The 13,166-nt window shown below is 53.1% G+C and carries 20 protein-coding genes; 18 read left to right on the forward strand and 2 right to left on the reverse strand.

All coding sequences use genetic code 11. The annotated features are described in order from the left end of the window. Positions 1-54: 54 nt before the first annotated feature. Both GYRE_RS10175 and GYRE_RS10180 read right to left on the reverse strand, forming a co-directional pair. A complete protein-coding gene (locus GYRE_RS10175) occupies positions 55-1,104 on the reverse strand; it encodes a site-specific integrase (protein WP_038255032.1) in 1,050 nt (349 codons plus the stop codon). A 76-nt stretch (positions 1,105-1,180) separates the two neighbouring features. Then, the gene (locus GYRE_RS10180) at positions 1,181-2,026 is read right to left on the reverse strand and encodes a phage repressor protein CI (protein WP_038255035.1); all 846 of its coding nucleotides are present in this window, start codon (positions 2,024-2,026) and stop codon (positions 1,181-1,183) included. A 113-nt stretch (positions 2,027-2,139) separates the two neighbouring features. Between GYRE_RS10180 and GYRE_RS10185 the strand changes: the two genes are divergently transcribed. The 18 genes from GYRE_RS10185 to GYRE_RS23205 all read left to right on the forward strand — a co-directional run bounded on the left by GYRE_RS10185 (position 2,140) and on the right by GYRE_RS23205 (position 13,164). Beyond that, a complete protein-coding gene (locus GYRE_RS10185) occupies positions 2,140-2,517 on the forward strand; it encodes a regulatory phage cox family protein (RefSeq protein WP_038255037.1) in 378 nt (125 codons plus the stop codon). Positions 2,518-2,599: 82 nt separating this feature from the next. Continuing rightward, entirely contained in the window at positions 2,600-2,938 is a 339-nt protein-coding gene (locus tag GYRE_RS10190; protein WP_006817488.1) for a DUF5347 domain-containing protein, read from the forward strand. A 67-nt stretch (positions 2,939-3,005) separates the two neighbouring features. Beyond that, the gene (locus GYRE_RS10195) at positions 3,006-3,233 is read left to right on the forward strand and encodes a DUF2732 family protein (RefSeq protein ID WP_006817487.1); all 228 of its coding nucleotides are present in this window, start codon (positions 3,006-3,008) and stop codon (positions 3,231-3,233) included. Next, positions 3,233-3,454, forward strand: coding sequence for a TraR/DksA family transcriptional regulator (locus GYRE_RS10200; protein ID WP_038255038.1), 222 nt, complete (start codon positions 3,233-3,235; stop codon positions 3,452-3,454). The genes GYRE_RS10195 and GYRE_RS10200 overlap by 1 nt, the downstream gene beginning before the upstream one ends. 1 nt (position 3,455) lies before the next feature. Continuing rightward, positions 3,456-5,438 (forward strand): replication endonuclease, encoded by a 1,983-nt coding sequence (locus GYRE_RS10205; protein WP_245939512.1) that lies wholly within the window; start codon positions 3,456-3,458, stop codon positions 5,436-5,438. A 138-nt stretch (positions 5,439-5,576) separates the two neighbouring features. Further along, positions 5,577-5,759: a hypothetical protein gene (locus tag GYRE_RS10210; protein ID WP_038255040.1), complete on the forward strand. Its 183-nt coding sequence runs from the start codon at positions 5,577-5,579 to the stop codon at positions 5,757-5,759. Positions 5,760-6,110: 351 nt separating this feature from the next. Beyond that, complete coding sequence (locus GYRE_RS10215; protein ID WP_081874648.1) at positions 6,111-6,539, forward strand: head completion/stabilization protein; 429 nt, start codon at positions 6,111-6,113, stop codon at positions 6,537-6,539. After that, positions 6,536-6,739, forward strand: a complete 204-nt coding sequence (locus tag GYRE_RS10220; RefSeq protein ID WP_038255042.1) for a tail protein X — start codon at positions 6,536-6,538, stop codon at positions 6,737-6,739. The genes GYRE_RS10215 and GYRE_RS10220 overlap by 4 nt, the downstream gene beginning before the upstream one ends. A gap of 5 nt (positions 6,740-6,744) precedes the next feature. Next, positions 6,745-7,041 carry a phage holin family protein gene (locus GYRE_RS10225; protein WP_006817480.1) on the forward strand — a complete coding sequence of 99 codons (297 nt, stop codon included), beginning with the start codon at positions 6,745-6,747 and terminating at the stop codon, positions 7,039-7,041. Further along, positions 7,028-7,525, forward strand: a complete 498-nt coding sequence (locus GYRE_RS10230) for a glycoside hydrolase family 24 protein (protein ID WP_038255044.1) — start codon at positions 7,028-7,030, stop codon at positions 7,523-7,525. The genes GYRE_RS10225 and GYRE_RS10230 overlap by 14 nt, the downstream gene beginning before the upstream one ends. Continuing rightward, complete coding sequence (gene lysB, locus GYRE_RS10235; protein WP_038255047.1) at positions 7,522-7,935, forward strand: Rz-like lysis system protein LysB; 414 nt, start codon at positions 7,522-7,524, stop codon at positions 7,933-7,935. The genes GYRE_RS10230 and lysB overlap by 4 nt, the downstream gene beginning before the upstream one ends. Continuing rightward, on the forward strand, positions 7,835-8,080 hold the full coding sequence (gene lysC / locus GYRE_RS10240) for an Rz1-like lysis system protein LysC (protein WP_081874645.1): 246 nt from the start codon (positions 7,835-7,837) through the stop codon (positions 8,078-8,080). The genes lysB and lysC overlap by 101 nt, the downstream gene beginning before the upstream one ends. Then, positions 8,043-8,510 (forward strand): phage tail protein, encoded by a 468-nt coding sequence (locus GYRE_RS10245; RefSeq protein WP_038255049.1) that lies wholly within the window; start codon positions 8,043-8,045, stop codon positions 8,508-8,510. Before lysC ends, GYRE_RS10245 begins: the two co-directional genes overlap by 38 nt. Before the next feature lie 89 nt (positions 8,511-8,599). Next, entirely contained in the window at positions 8,600-9,241 is a 642-nt protein-coding gene (locus tag GYRE_RS10250) for a phage baseplate assembly protein V (protein ID WP_006817475.1), read from the forward strand. Then, the gene (locus GYRE_RS10255; protein ID WP_038255051.1) at positions 9,238-9,585 is read left to right on the forward strand and encodes a GPW/gp25 family protein; all 348 of its coding nucleotides are present in this window, start codon (positions 9,238-9,240) and stop codon (positions 9,583-9,585) included. Before GYRE_RS10250 ends, GYRE_RS10255 begins: the two co-directional genes overlap by 4 nt. A gap of 6 nt (positions 9,586-9,591) precedes the next feature. Then, the gene (locus GYRE_RS10260; RefSeq protein ID WP_038255053.1) at positions 9,592-10,500 is read left to right on the forward strand and encodes a baseplate assembly protein; all 909 of its coding nucleotides are present in this window, start codon (positions 9,592-9,594) and stop codon (positions 10,498-10,500) included. Next, positions 10,493-11,035 carry a phage tail protein I gene (locus GYRE_RS10265; protein ID WP_038255055.1) on the forward strand — a complete coding sequence of 181 codons (543 nt, stop codon included), beginning with the start codon at positions 10,493-10,495 and terminating at the stop codon, positions 11,033-11,035. The genes GYRE_RS10260 and GYRE_RS10265 overlap by 8 nt, the downstream gene beginning before the upstream one ends. Then, on the forward strand, positions 11,032-13,164 hold the full coding sequence (locus GYRE_RS23205; RefSeq protein ID WP_051860946.1) for a phage tail-collar fiber domain-containing protein: 2,133 nt from the start codon (positions 11,032-11,034) through the stop codon (positions 13,162-13,164). The genes GYRE_RS10265 and GYRE_RS23205 overlap by 4 nt, the downstream gene beginning before the upstream one ends. Positions 13,165-13,166: the final 2 nt, after the last annotated feature.

Consider the following 13,166-nt stretch of genomic DNA (forward strand, 5'->3'; position numbering starts at 1 on the left):
CTTACCTTATCAAACAGAAGGTTAACGTTATATTTGGTGCAGTGAATTGCAGTGTTATGCAACCTCTGCCGCCATCTTGTCGCCAACATAGAGAGAAAGTGGATTGAGGGTAACCGCCTGTTCGAGATGGTCAGGGGCGAAGTGCGCATACTTCATCGTTTCGCGAATATTGGCATGACCGAGTATTTTTTGCAGAACCAGGATGTTTCCGCCATTCATCATAAAATGCGCGCCAAAGGTATGGCGTAAGACATGTGTTTTCTGCCCTTCGTTTAGCTCGATATTCGTCAGCCTGAGCATCTTTTTAAACTCCTGATAGCAGGGTTTAAACATCCTGCCCTGCCGCCCGGATAACTCATCGTAGAGCCATTCAGGTATCGGTACCGTTCGGTTCTTTTTGCCTTTTGTTTTGGTGAACGTCAGTTTGCACGGTGAGAGCTGGGGGCGTGTAAGTCTCTCCGCCTCGCCCCAGCGCGCGCCCGTTGCAAGGCACACTTTAACAATTATCGTAAGATGTTCTTTACCGTATTGCTCGCACGCTCGGAACAGCTCGGAGATTTGCGAAAGCGTCAGCCAGGACATTTCCTTCTCGGCTTCTTTGAACACCCGAACTCCATCTAGCGGGTTAGGCAAACTCCACTCCCCTAACCGCCGCAACTCATTAAACACCGCTTCAAGGTACTGCTGCTCGCGGTTGACGGTAATCGGCTTAGCGACCCATTTCGCCGGATCTTTATGGTATCCATTGTCTATCTCGCCACGCAGTCGACGGTCACGATAATGCGCCCAGTCTTTAGCGGTAAGACGGGATGCGACAGGGTCGCCCAACCCGTTACACACGATCTGAAGTTTTGCCAGCCGTGACTTGCTGGCGACCAGCGCCTGCCCATGTAAATTATGCCAAAGCTGGATAATCTCACTTAAGCGCCGGCGGTCCTCTTTCTTAGCGAGCCACGGCTTGTCGTCACTCTCATTTTTGGTGAATGACTCGAACGCCTCAGCTTCGCCTTTAGTATTGAACTGGCGACGAATGCGCCGCCCTTCCCGACCGTTCGGATAGAGCTCGCATAACCACTTGCCGTTTTTTTGTTTACTTACCGTCATAGCATTCCAGACTGAGGGACTCGCAGAACATGCTCAAATAGGGGTAACGCTAAACCTGAGGTGTTCCCTCCTCCCCTTAAATATGTTTCTCCAGCGAGAAAATCACCGCTCCGGATGGCGTAATGTCCGCGATGTTGCACTCGAACTCTGCCGTCCGGTTAGACAATCTGACTTTATTACCCGGCAGGCGAATAACGTCAAATACGTCGAGAGCACCATCGATACTGATAAGCCAGCGCCCGTTGCTGATTTTTGACGCAGATTTATCGACGAGCCACGACGAACTCACCCCATCGATGTACATCAACTCACCGTGGTTCTCAGGGATCATTGACGGATCCGGGCACCAATGTCCTGACGGCTTGAGCTCCCCGGCCTCAAGCCGGAATTTATTAATCTCAGGGCGGCTGACAGCCGGCGCTTCTTTGTTTTCCCACATGCTCCCTTTTCCTGTAGAAAGCCAGGCCAAAGACGCTCCGGTATCAAGGGCGCAGGTTACCACCACATCACCGGGGAAAAATTCACGCCGGACCCATGTGCTGATAGTGCCAGAAGAGATACCCAGTAAATCGCCCAACTCCTTCTGCATGGTGAATCCGTAGGCATCAAGGATCCGGCGTAAAACCGGCTTCCCACCGCTTGCCATTATCTCATCATAAAGCGGTTTGCCTTTGAGGTCGTTCTCGCGCCCACCATGATTTGCATTTGCAAACTCACCATTCACCAGCCAGCCTACATCAGCGCCAGTGTCCAGCGCACATTCAACAAAAACACTACTGGGGATTGTGTTTCTTGCAAGCCAACTACTGACGTTATTCGCATGAATGCCAAGCCTTTCAGCAAGTTCTTTTTGCTGCTTAAAGCCGTACGCGGAAAGCACGCGCTCAAGGGCTGCTGGCGCACTAACATCATTTTTAGACATATACCACCAACAATATTTTTGTTTACATCAAAATTTTAGCGATCTATATTGATGTTCATCGGCCAGGATGCACACCATTGCACTTCATTTCACACAACAGGAGATAATGCGACATGTCAGATGCAAAATCAATCTCGGCGTATGACTCGCAGAACTTACAAAATCAAACTGTGCTGTTAGATCCAGCACAGTTCAGCGCCATCGTCACGGCCATGCTTCCCGCAATGGAAAACATGATCCGCTCAGCAATGTCCGACACCATGACCGTGAAAGATTTTGCGGCCGCACGCGGTGTCAGTGAGCGTCTGGTCTGGCAATGGCTGGATGAGGGCATCTTACTCAAAGCCCCAACCAAAGACTTCTCGAACAAAGAAGAAGCTGGCAAACGTAGCCGCACACTCATCAACGTCAAAGCATGGCGCGACAAGTTGACTCAGCAGGCGATTGATTGCCGCTACATCGATCACCGCTCCGCGGTGAACCTAGCTTGAATATGCAAACTTCATTGTCACTATCTGACGATATACCAACCTCACCACCGGTTAGCCTCTCTAACCTGAGACAGGGGGAATCATGGCTATCGAAGCTGCATCGGTAACGACCCCGCTGACAGCGGGAGAACGCCTGAACGGCCTCAATCATGTCGCTGAATTGCGTGCCAGATACTGGAGCGATAGCTGGAAAGACGTTGAGCAATTTGTCGATGATATGCGTGATAAACGTGACCCGCACGTTGTCGAAAATACCCGAGCGATGGCCGCCATTTTCTTTCTGGCAAAAATACCGGCGGCTCGTCATGAGCTCGAATTAAGTGAACTGACTACTGAGGAGAAAAAAGCGCTTATTACTGCCATGAACCATTTTCGCGCAGTAGTGAGTTTATTCCCCAAACGGCTAACCATGCCGAATTAACCCTAACCGCAAACAAATAGCGTAAACCCGCCGGGATTCTTATTGCCCAAAATCAGGAAAATTAACCATGCGAAATAACGAAAGCCATAACGTTAAAACCGATAGCGACACGCTGAGCGTATTACTGGCCGATGCCAAAAATGAAGAACGTAAAGACCGCGCTCGCGCCGTTGCAATGCGTCTGGAAACGCTGGCCTCTCACATTACCAACCGAGAACTGAACAGTACAGAAGCCGCAGAACTTCTGCGACATGAGGCTGTGCGCTTTGCAAATGAATCACAGGAGCTGCACTAATGGCGGACGCGATGGATTTTGCACAACAGCGCGAGCAGGAGGACCGCGAGCGCCATATACATAACGCGCGAAGTCGTATTACTGCGCCCTCTCTATTCTTTTGCGAGGAGTGCGACGCCCCCATCCCGGAAGCTCGCCGAATCGCCATTCACGGGGTGACGTTATGCGTGACCTGCCAGCAAATCGCAGAGCTAAAAAGTAAACATTACCGTGGGGTATGAGTTGGCCATTCAATATGCTTACCCGTGGAATGCTCCGCGGCAGGCCATCGCCACACCTTATCTTACTCACGACCAACTGCAGCGCCGCGAACGTATGTTCGCGGCTTTGCTGCATGCGCGAAAAGCGCTTTCTCTCCAGCCCGAATGCATCCGCTTCGATGTTTATCGCAGCGCAGCGGCGCTGGAGCAATATCACGGCAGTCAACGAGCCAATGCTTTTTTAATTAGCTTCTGCAAAAAGGCATTGCCGCGTCTTGAACTGGTCGCAAAAAAATACGCGTGCGCGGGAATTACCTGTAACGTGTCCGCCGCTGTTTTTGGCGGGCATTTTGATAGCAGACTTATGCAGTACCTGGCGTCACGCATGGTCAATCTGGTCGCCAGATATAACCGTCTCCCGGATATGTCTCGCGCCGATATTGATCTACTGGCCGCTGACATCGCTAATTTCATTCGTGCCGAACTGGCCGACATTAATGACTCCGGTTTAAGTGAGCTTAAAACACTGCACAGCTGGTACATGCGAGCCGCGTTAATTTCACAGCAGTTCAATGTTCCCCCGCCACAATGGGAACGGGTAACGAAGAAATATGTCGGTGAGGAGGAAATCGCTCCGGCAGTGATGCGCATGTTTAACGAAATATGGTGGCGTGGCCGCCTGCGTCGCGCAGCAGCGGCATGGCGTGAACATCTGCAAATCGCTGTCGGTAATGTCAGCAAGAAAAGACACGTCTATGCGAGTAAAAAATGCGTGACGGAGTGGCGTGAGCAGAAACGCCGCACGCGCGAATTTCTTAAAGGAATGGAGCTCGAGGATGAAGATGGCAACCGTATTAGCCTGATAGAAAAATACGACGGCTCGGTCGCTAACCCTGCAATACGCCGCTGTGAGCTCATGACCCGTATTCGTGGTTTTGAAAACATCTGCAATGAGCTTGGCTATGTCGGCGAGTTTTACACCCTTACCGCCCCGTCTAAATACCACGCAACCACTAAAGCCGGCTATCGCAACAGCAAATGGAACGGCGCCAGCCCGTCAGACACGCAAGGTTATCTCACTCGTCTTTGGGCACGTATTCGAGCCAGGCTACATCGGGAGGAGATCCGCATTTTCGGCATCCGCGTTGCCGAACCCCATCACGATGGCACCCCGCACTGGCATATGCTGATGTTTATGCTGCCAGAGGACGCCCAACGCGTTCGCCGCATCATTCGTGACTACGCGTGGGAAGAAGACAACTACGAACTGAAAAGCGACAAGGCGAAAAAAGCGCGCTTTCACAGTGAAACCATCGATCCAGAAAAAGGTAGCGCAACGGGTTATGTTGCTAAATACATCTCCAAAAACATCGACGGCTATGCCCTTGATGGCGAAACCGACGCCGAAAGCGGCGAACTCCTGAAAGAGACCGCACCCGCCGTTTCAGCCTGGGCCGCGCGCTGGCACATTCGTCAGTTTCAGTTTATCGGTGGTGCGCCGGTGACGGTTTACCGTGAACTGCGACGTCTTGCTGATAGTGAGACGGCACACGGCCTGAGCGTTGAGTTTGCCGCCGTCCATGATGCCGCCGACGCCGGTGACTGGGCTGGCTATGTAAATGCACAGGGGGGGCCCTTCGTGCGCCGCGATAACCTGCAGGTACGCACTCTTTATGAGCCCCGCAACGAATTCAACCGCTATGGCGAGGAAATGGTCTGCATCCGCGGCGTGTACGATCCCAGCATCGGGGCTGGCACCCCGATTTTAACCCGACTGACGCAGTGGAAAATTGTGCCAAAGCGGGCCGTTGACGTTAAGGGCGCTCCTGCGCCCTCTCGGAGTTCTGTCAATAACTGTACGGCAGGTGATTCTGATCCGCCTCTTATCGATTTAACAAAACCGTTGAACCGATACGAAAGACGGAAACTCACAAACCGGTTGAAGGTGCTAAAACCCGTTTCGGCGCCAGGAATATCCTCAAAAGAGCAGCGAACGTGTCAGTAGCCACAAAACCGATAGTGAGCTAATTCACATCCATATCATGCACATACATCATTTGCCTGATTGACATTTTTACTTCACATCATTTGCCAGAACGTGCTACTGTATAAATATACAGTAATTCGTATTGGGAGGGATTTCATGGTTGGGGAGCATTTCAGCCGAACGCAACAAAAATGGGCTTGCGTGCAATTCATCGCAGAGGTGTCTCTGATTGCAAACTGCAAACCGTCAGACCTTAAGCTCGCACTGACTCTTATTGCTGATTTAGCAAACAGCGAGAATATCGAACCAGAAAAAGAAATTTTTTATAAGGCTGAATAAAATATGGGGTTTCACCACGTATCTGGCAGGGAAGCGCCAGGTGGTAGATTTCAACAACCCTGAAAAACGAGAGCAAACAGTAATGACCTAATCGCGCTGACGCAAAGAAAGCCCTTTTGCGTCGGTGTGGTTGAATCCTGACCTCACAAAAACACGTTCCCCCACTCCTTTCCCGTACTGGCGCCCTGCATGCCAGTTTTTTGATCCCGCCTCATTTTCCATTTTTCCAGACACCACGCCGTAGCGCCTTCACCGCGGATGTTGTGCAAGACATCAGCAGGCCGTCATGAGTGGCCTGACATGCCAGGAGTCTGGAAACTGGCGATAACCGCTCAGTCTGATGAGGTTGTCATGGCGACACGAGTATTAAAAAAATCCGATGCACAGCAGGATGCCCCCGTCGTGGTCAACCTCTCTTCTGACATCGGTGATGCAGTGATTAAAAACACGTTCTTCTTCCCTGATGTAGATCCAGCACGGATCCGCAAGCTGATGAGGCTGAAACAGTGCGTTTCTCCTCTTCGCCTTCGTCAGGTCATAAAAACCGTTATGGCAGAAATCAATGCTGAACTGTACGACTACCGGGCGCAGCAGATGGCGGCGGGGTTTGAGCTGTTGGCAGACGTACCGGCGGTAAAAATCGATGATGAGAGCGAACGCGTTTTCTACTACCTGAAGGCCGTGACCGCACTGGCAACGGCCACCCTGTCTGGACGCAACGGCAACATGATAGCGGCCGGCAATAACACACCATTCAACAATCCTGGACAACGCCGATGAAAGTTTACGCTCTGCAGGGCGACACCCTCGACGCACTATGCGCCCGCTACTACGGACGTACTGAGGGTGTGGTCGAGACTGTATTACAAGCTAATTCCGGATTATCTGAGCTGGACGTCGTCCTGCCGCACGGAACCGCCATTGACGTGCCTGACGTCCAGTCATCACCTGTTGCTGCCACGCTTAACCTGTGGGACTGAGAGGTATGACAGAAGGTGAAAAAGGTGTCCTGTCGTTATTTGTCATTGGTGCACTGATCGTCGTCGGGAAAGTACTGTCAGGCGGTGAACCTATTACTCCGCGCCTGTTCATCGGTCGCATGCTGCTTGGCGGGTTTGTATCGATGGTGGCGGGCGTAGTGCTGGTGCAGTTTCCCGACATGTCGTTACCCGCCGTGTGCGGAATAGGTTCCATGCTGGGCATTGCCGGTTATCAGACCGTTGAAATTGCCATTCAGCGTCGTCTCAAATCCCCGAGGAAAAAACAGGATGCCGAACATTAATACACACCCGAATATTGCGGCCTTTCTCGATATGCTGGCTTATTCCGAAGGAACCGCCACGCATCCGCTGACGAAAGATCGCGGCTACGACGTGATCGTCACCGGGATTGATGGCAAACCGGAGATTTTCACTGACTACCGCGATCACCCTTTTGCACAAGGCCGGCCTGCGAAAGTGTTTAACCGTCGCGGTGAAAAATCTACCGCCTCAGGCCGTTACCAGCAGCTTTATCGCTACTGGCCACACTATCAGCAGCAGCTCTCGCTGCCAGACTTTAGCCCGCTTTCACAGGACAAACTCGCCATTCAGCTCATCCGCGAACGTAGTGCGCTTGAGGATCTACGAGAAGGAAGGATTGAGAGCGCAATTTCACGTTGTTGCAATATCTGGGCCTCTTTGCCAGGTGCCGGTTACGGGCAGCGTGAACACAACCTCGAAAAGCTTATCACCGTCTGGCGCAACGCAGGTGGGGTAATGGCATGAAGATTTTGGCCATTTTACTGGCGCTGGCCGTATCCGGACTCCTGTGGATGCAGCGAACAAACAGCACGCTAACCCGCTCACTGGCGTCAGCAAATCACATCACCAGTCAGCAGAAATCAGAGATTGTCCTGCTGAATTCACAGCTCCGGGCAGCTGGCCAACTTGCCCGACGTAATGAATCTGCTCAGGTCACGCTGCGCGAACAACTCGCAAACGTCAACGAGGAGGCCCGGCGCCGCGAACAGGACATCACAAGGTTACTCAATGAAAACAAAGCATTTCAGCACTGGTACAACACTCAGCTTCCTGATGCTGTGCGTCGGGTGCACATCCGCCCCGCCTGTGCCAGCGCCGGTGATTGCCATCCAGGGCTGCCCAAGGGTGAGCCTGTGCCCAATGCCGGAAAGTGATCCGAAAACCAATGGCGACCTGAGCGCGGATATTCGCCGCCTTGAAAGCGGGCTGACCGCCTGTGCGCTTCAGGTTAAAACTATCAAAGACTGTCAGGATGAACTCGATGCAGAAACCGAAAAACCTGCGCGACGCGCTGATTAACGCCGTACCGCAGCTAAGTACCCACCCGGAGATGTTACAACTCTCGGTTGAAAGCGGGCGCACAGACTCCCGGCTGGCCAGCTCACTGTCGTTTGAGAAGATCTACACGCTGAATATTCATATCACCAACTTCACCGGCGACCTTGACGCGATTTTCGTGCCAGTCCTGGTGTGGCTACGTGAGCATCAGCCAGACCTGATGACCACCGATGAGGGGCAGAAAAACGGGTTCACCTGGCTTGTTGCTGTCAACACCGACGACTCACTCAACATCACCCTCACCCTGAAGCTTACCGAGCGCACCTTGGTCAAAGAGGTGAATGGTGAGCTACACGCGAGCTATTCACCTGAGCCAGCGCTGCCGGAGCCGGTTACCCGACCGGTTGAGCTCTACATCAACGGCGAACTGATCAGTAAGTGGGTTGAGTGAAACAACCTTCTGAGCAAGTAAATATTGTGTGAGCCATCACCGCAGGCGCTACGGTTGGCGCCGCTGCAGACCAAAGGCATCCTTCCACTATGAATACATTATCTTCGATACAGGAACTCGCCCGCGCGGTACGCAACCTCATTCGTACCGGTGTGGTTATTGAGGTTGATACTTCACAGGCACTCTGTCGCGTCCAGAGCGGCGGGCTTCAGACGACCTGGCTTAACTGGCTGTCGGCGCGAGCGGGTCGCTCCCGCACATGGTGGGCTCCCTCTGTCGGTGAGCAAGTATTGCTGCTGGCCGTTGGCGGCGAGCTGGATACCGCTTTTGTCCTACCGGGAATTTTCTCCGATGACCACCCTGCACCTTCAGCCTCGGCAGATGCCTGGCATTCGGTATTCCCTGATGGTGCGGTTATCGAATACGAGCCCGAAACGGGCGCCCTGACCGCTAGTGGGATTAAAACGGCTGACGTCACCGCCTCAGCGTCGATTACCGCCACCGTCCCGGTCGTTCTGGTTAAAGCCTCGGAGCGCATTACCCTCGATACCCCGGAAGTCATCTGCACCAATAAGCTGACAACCTCATCGCTTGAGGTACAGAAAGGCGGGACGATGAGCGGCAGCATTCAACACACCGGTGGCAACTTTACATCGAACGGCGTGCAAGTGGATAACCACCGCCACGGCGGCGTGGAATCAGGCGGGAGCTGGACGGAGGGCACACAATGACCGAGCGATTTTTGGGGATGAACCGCAGCAGCGGAATGAGTATCACGGATGGTGAACATATCAGCCAGAGCGTACGCGACATATTGATAACGCCGATTGGTTCACGCGTGATGCGGCGCAACTATGGTTCCCTGCTCTCCGCCCTGATTGACCAACCGCAAAATGAGGCGCTCAGACTGCAAATCATGGTGGCGTGCTATTCGGCGGTCCAGAAATGGGAGCCACGCATGCGGCTTTCAAACATCACCTTCGAACGCGCAGAAACAGGGGCGATGTATGTCGACATTACTGGCACCCGGACAGACACCGGCCTGCCGTTTTCTTCCACCGTTTCACTGAGTTAAATCACTATGGCAACCGTAGACCTGAGCCTGCTCCCTGCCCCGGATATCGTTGAGGAGCTTGATTTTGAAAACATTCTCGCCGAACGCAAAGCAACGCTGGTTTCCCTCTATCCGGAGGATCAGCAGGAGGCCATCGCCCGAACGCTGACCTTTGAGTCGGAACCTCTCGTTAAACTACTCGAAGAAAATGCGTATCGGGAAGTTATCTGGCGCCAGCGTGTCAACGAAGCCGCCCGGGCGGTGATGCTGGCTTATGCAGAAAAGCACGATCTTGATGTCCTTTGTGCAAACTCGAACGTTAAGCGCCTGGTTATCACACCGGCGGATAACTCGACCATTCCTCCAACTCCCGCAGTCATGGAGTCAGACACCGATTTACGCCTGCGCACGCAACAGGCATTTGAAGGATTCAGCGTAGCGGGACCGGTTGGTGCTTATCAGTATCACGGCCGTAGCGCCGACGGTCGCGTCGCGGATATCTCGGTCATCAGCCCGTCTCCGGCCTGTGTGACGATTTCGGTGCTATCGCGAGAAGACAACGGTATCGCTTCTGAATCGCTGCTAGGCGTGGTGCGTAACGCCCTCAACAGTGAGGATGTACGCCCCGTCGCCGATCGTGTCACGGTCCAGTCAGCGAGTATCATCAACTACACCATTGACGCCACGCTGTTCCTCTATCCAGGCCCTGAGAGCGAACCCATCCGCAAAGCCGCAGAGCAGAAGCTAAAAACGTATATCTCCACACAGCACCGGCTCGGGCGGGATATTCGTAAATCGGCTATCTATGCCGCACTGCACGTTGAAGGCGTCCAGCGCGTCGAATTGACCGCGCCGGCTAACGATATTGTTCTCGATGAGACTCAGGCCTCTTTCTGCACCGAATACCACATTACGGTCGGAGGTTCTGATGAGTGATTCGCGCTTGCTGCCGGTTGGCTCTTCGGCACTTGAGGTAGCGGCCGCGCGAGCCTGCGCAGAAATTCAGGCAACGCCGGTGACTCTGCGCGTGCTCTGGAACCCTGATACCTGCCCGGTCAGCCTCTTGCCCTATCTGGCATGGGCGTTCTCCGTCGATCGCTGGGATGAAAACTGGCCAGAAGAGACCAAGCGAGACGTGGTGCGCAGCGCCTACTTCATCCACCGCCGTAAAGGCACGATTGGGGCAATCCGACGCGTTGTCGAGCCGCTCGGCTATATCATCAACGTCGCTGAGTGGTGGGAAACCAGCGATCCTCCAGGCACCTTTCGCCTTGATATCGGCGTACTGGAAAGCGGTATCACGGAGGAAATGTATTTCGAAATGGAACGGTTGATTGATGATGCAAAATCAGCCAGCCGTCATCTTATTGGCCTGAATATTACACAGGACGTCATCGGTAAAATGTACACCGGCGGCGTGGCCTGGGATGGCGACATTATTACGGTTTATCCTGAAAGCGAGGCGTTATGAGCACTAAATATAAGACGATTATCACCCACGCCGGTGCGGAGAAATTTGCTGCCGCAACGCTTCCGGGTGGGAAAAAAGTCAACATTACCGCGATGGCCATCGGCGACGGCGGCGGGAGCTTACCGGAGCCAAACGCCGGGCAAACAAAACTCATTAATGAGGTCTGGCGCCATACGCTGAATAAAATCAGCCAGGATAACAAGAGAAAGAATTACATCGTGGCCGAACTGGTTATCCCACCGGAAGTGGGTGGATTCTGGTCGCGGGAAATGGGGCTTTACGACGATACCGGTACCCTGGTCGCCGTAGCGAACATGGCGGAGAGCTATAAGCCAGAGCTGGCTGAAGGCTCCGGCCGCGCACAAACCGTGCGTATGGTCATTGTGGTCAGCGATCTTGAATCCGTCGAACTGTCGATTGATGGCTCAGTGGTGATGGCAACGAAAGACTACGTGGACGATCTGCTCACCGAACACGAGAAGTCACGCCGCCACCCAGATGCCAGCCTGACCGAAAAAGGGTTCACGCGGCTGAACAGCTCTGTCGACAGCGAAGACGAAACTACCGCAGCCACCCCAAAGGCGGTAAAAAAAGCGATGGATAACGCGAATGTGAGGCTGGCTAAAGATAGCAACCTCGCTGATTTGTCGAATCCAGCACAGGCACGCCAGAGCCTGCAACTGGGTGACAGTGCGACCAAAAACACCGGCACAACGGCCAATACCGTTGCCGCAGGTGATGACACCCGCATCGTTGACGCTATGCAAAAAGGCCAGAACGGCGCAGATATTCCAGATAAAGATTTATTCGTGCGTACCGCTGGTGCCGCAAGGGCGTACAGTGCCGGAATCAGTATTGGCGGCGACAGCAATCCATGGACTACCGCTGAATTGATTGCCTGGCTGGAGAGCCAGGGAGCATTTAATCACCCGTACTGGATGTGTAAGGGATCATGGGCTTATGCCAACAATAAGGTCATTACAGACACGGGATGCGGGGATATCTGCCTGGCTGGTGCGGTTGTTGAGGTGATGGGTACTCGTGGGGCAATGACTATTCGTATCACCACACCATCAACCACATCAGGTGGGGGCATAGCTAATGCACAATTCACCTATATCAATCATAGTGATGCCTATGCACCAGGTTGGCGACGTGATTACAACACCGTGAATAAACCGTCTGCATCCGATGTCGGAGCAGTATCGGCTAATGGTGGAAGCTACAACCACACTTTCAAATTTGGTCGGGTTGAAACCCTGCCGCAGGATCAAAACGCCACGGCGCTATTCAGTCAGGAGACAACACCTGGTGGAATAGTTTCTGGCGCAGAGTTCAACTGGCACGCAAACAAAATTCAGGTCGGTATTGTCAGAACCGCCGATGACCACACAGGCGGCTTAGCTATTACGCTGAACGGCAACAGCCTAGTGAATATCACCCCAGAAGGAACCGCCTCGTTTACCGGAAACGTCTATTCCGCTGGCAACCTCATAGCTCTCAGGGGCGATGGTCGTGGTCACTTTGCCTTGTTCAATGCAGATGGTACGGCACGGGCTTATATCTACAAGGATAAAGGCGATACCGGTATCCGTGTTAATAACGGTGTGGATAGTGCTTCAGAGTTTGTTTTTGGTGTAGATAACAATTTCTACTCTCCGTCTCACATCCATGCAGGTGGTGCCACGCTTAACGCTAACGGCGATGTTAACGGCACTGTATGGAACGGCTGGTTAAGCGGCTGGCTGAATAATCAGTATGCCGCTCGCGATGTCAATATTAATACCCGCGCTACGTGGGACTACGTTAATGGCCGCACGCACTGGTGGACTGACGGCGAACGCGGTTGGTGGAAAGATGAAAACACCGGTTTGATCTACCAGTGGACTGTCGGCCCTTGGGTCAAAGATGACGAGACCGTTTACTCAGTGGGGTTCCCTCTTCGTTTCCCGAATCAATGCTGCACGGTAAACGTGGGTACTAATGGACAGGGTGAGGGTAACCGTAGCGATGCCAATGCTGTGGTTTATGGCTGGAATCAGGAAATCTGTCGGGTACAAATGAATATTCCTGGTGATAGTTCATGGTGGCAGCCTATGCGGGCAATCATTTTTGCGATTGGGAGGTAGCA

Origin of the sequence: Yokenella regensburgei ATCC 49455, from assembly GCF_000735455.1 — a bacterium.
GTDB classification, from domain to species: Bacteria; Pseudomonadota; Gammaproteobacteria; order Enterobacterales; family Enterobacteriaceae; genus Yokenella; species Yokenella regensburgei.

Bases quoted from the DNA above. Each gene is read 5' to 3' on its own strand.
- lysC (WP_081874645.1), top strand. From the start codon at position 7,835: ATGCTGTGCGTCGGGTGCACATCCGCCCCGCCTGTGCCAGCGCCGGTG.
- GYRE_RS23205 (WP_051860946.1), top strand. From the start codon at position 11,032: ATGAGCACTAAATATAAGACGATTATCACCCACGCCGGTGCGGAGAAA.
- GYRE_RS10180 (WP_038255035.1), bottom strand. From the start codon at position 2,026: ATGTCTAAAAATGATGTTAGTGCGCCAGCAGCCCTTGAGCGCGTGCTT.
- GYRE_RS10250 (WP_006817475.1), top strand. From the start codon at position 8,600: ATGAATACATTATCTTCGATACAGGAACTCGCCCGCGCGGTACGCAAC.
- GYRE_RS10200 (WP_038255038.1), top strand. From the start codon at position 3,233: ATGGCGGACGCGATGGATTTTGCACAACAGCGCGAGCAGGAGGACCGC.
- GYRE_RS10195 (WP_006817487.1), top strand. From the start codon at position 3,006: ATGCGAAATAACGAAAGCCATAACGTTAAAACCGATAGCGACACGCTG.
- GYRE_RS10220 (WP_038255042.1), top strand. From the start codon at position 6,536: ATGAAAGTTTACGCTCTGCAGGGCGACACCCTCGACGCACTATGCGCC.
- GYRE_RS10210 (WP_038255040.1), top strand. From the start codon at position 5,577: ATGGTTGGGGAGCATTTCAGCCGAACGCAACAAAAATGGGCTTGCGTG.
- GYRE_RS10225 (WP_006817480.1), top strand. From the start codon at position 6,745: ATGACAGAAGGTGAAAAAGGTGTCCTGTCGTTATTTGTCATTGGTGCA.
- GYRE_RS10260 (WP_038255053.1), top strand. From the start codon at position 9,592: ATGGCAACCGTAGACCTGAGCCTGCTCCCTGCCCCGGATATCGTTGAG.
- GYRE_RS10215 (WP_081874648.1), top strand. From the start codon at position 6,111: ATGGCGACACGAGTATTAAAAAAATCCGATGCACAGCAGGATGCCCCC.
- GYRE_RS10265 (WP_038255055.1), top strand. From the start codon at position 10,493: ATGAGTGATTCGCGCTTGCTGCCGGTTGGCTCTTCGGCACTTGAGGTA.
- GYRE_RS10245 (WP_038255049.1), top strand. From the start codon at position 8,043: ATGCAGAAACCGAAAAACCTGCGCGACGCGCTGATTAACGCCGTACCG.
- GYRE_RS10255 (WP_038255051.1), top strand. From the start codon at position 9,238: ATGACCGAGCGATTTTTGGGGATGAACCGCAGCAGCGGAATGAGTATC.
- GYRE_RS10190 (WP_006817488.1), top strand. From the start codon at position 2,600: ATGGCTATCGAAGCTGCATCGGTAACGACCCCGCTGACAGCGGGAGAA.
- GYRE_RS10230 (WP_038255044.1), top strand. From the start codon at position 7,028: ATGCCGAACATTAATACACACCCGAATATTGCGGCCTTTCTCGATATG.
- GYRE_RS10185 (WP_038255037.1), top strand. From the start codon at position 2,140: ATGTCAGATGCAAAATCAATCTCGGCGTATGACTCGCAGAACTTACAA.
- lysB (WP_038255047.1), top strand. From the start codon at position 7,522: ATGAAGATTTTGGCCATTTTACTGGCGCTGGCCGTATCCGGACTCCTG.
- GYRE_RS10175 (WP_038255032.1), bottom strand. From the start codon at position 1,104: ATGACGGTAAGTAAACAAAAAAACGGCAAGTGGTTATGCGAGCTCTAT.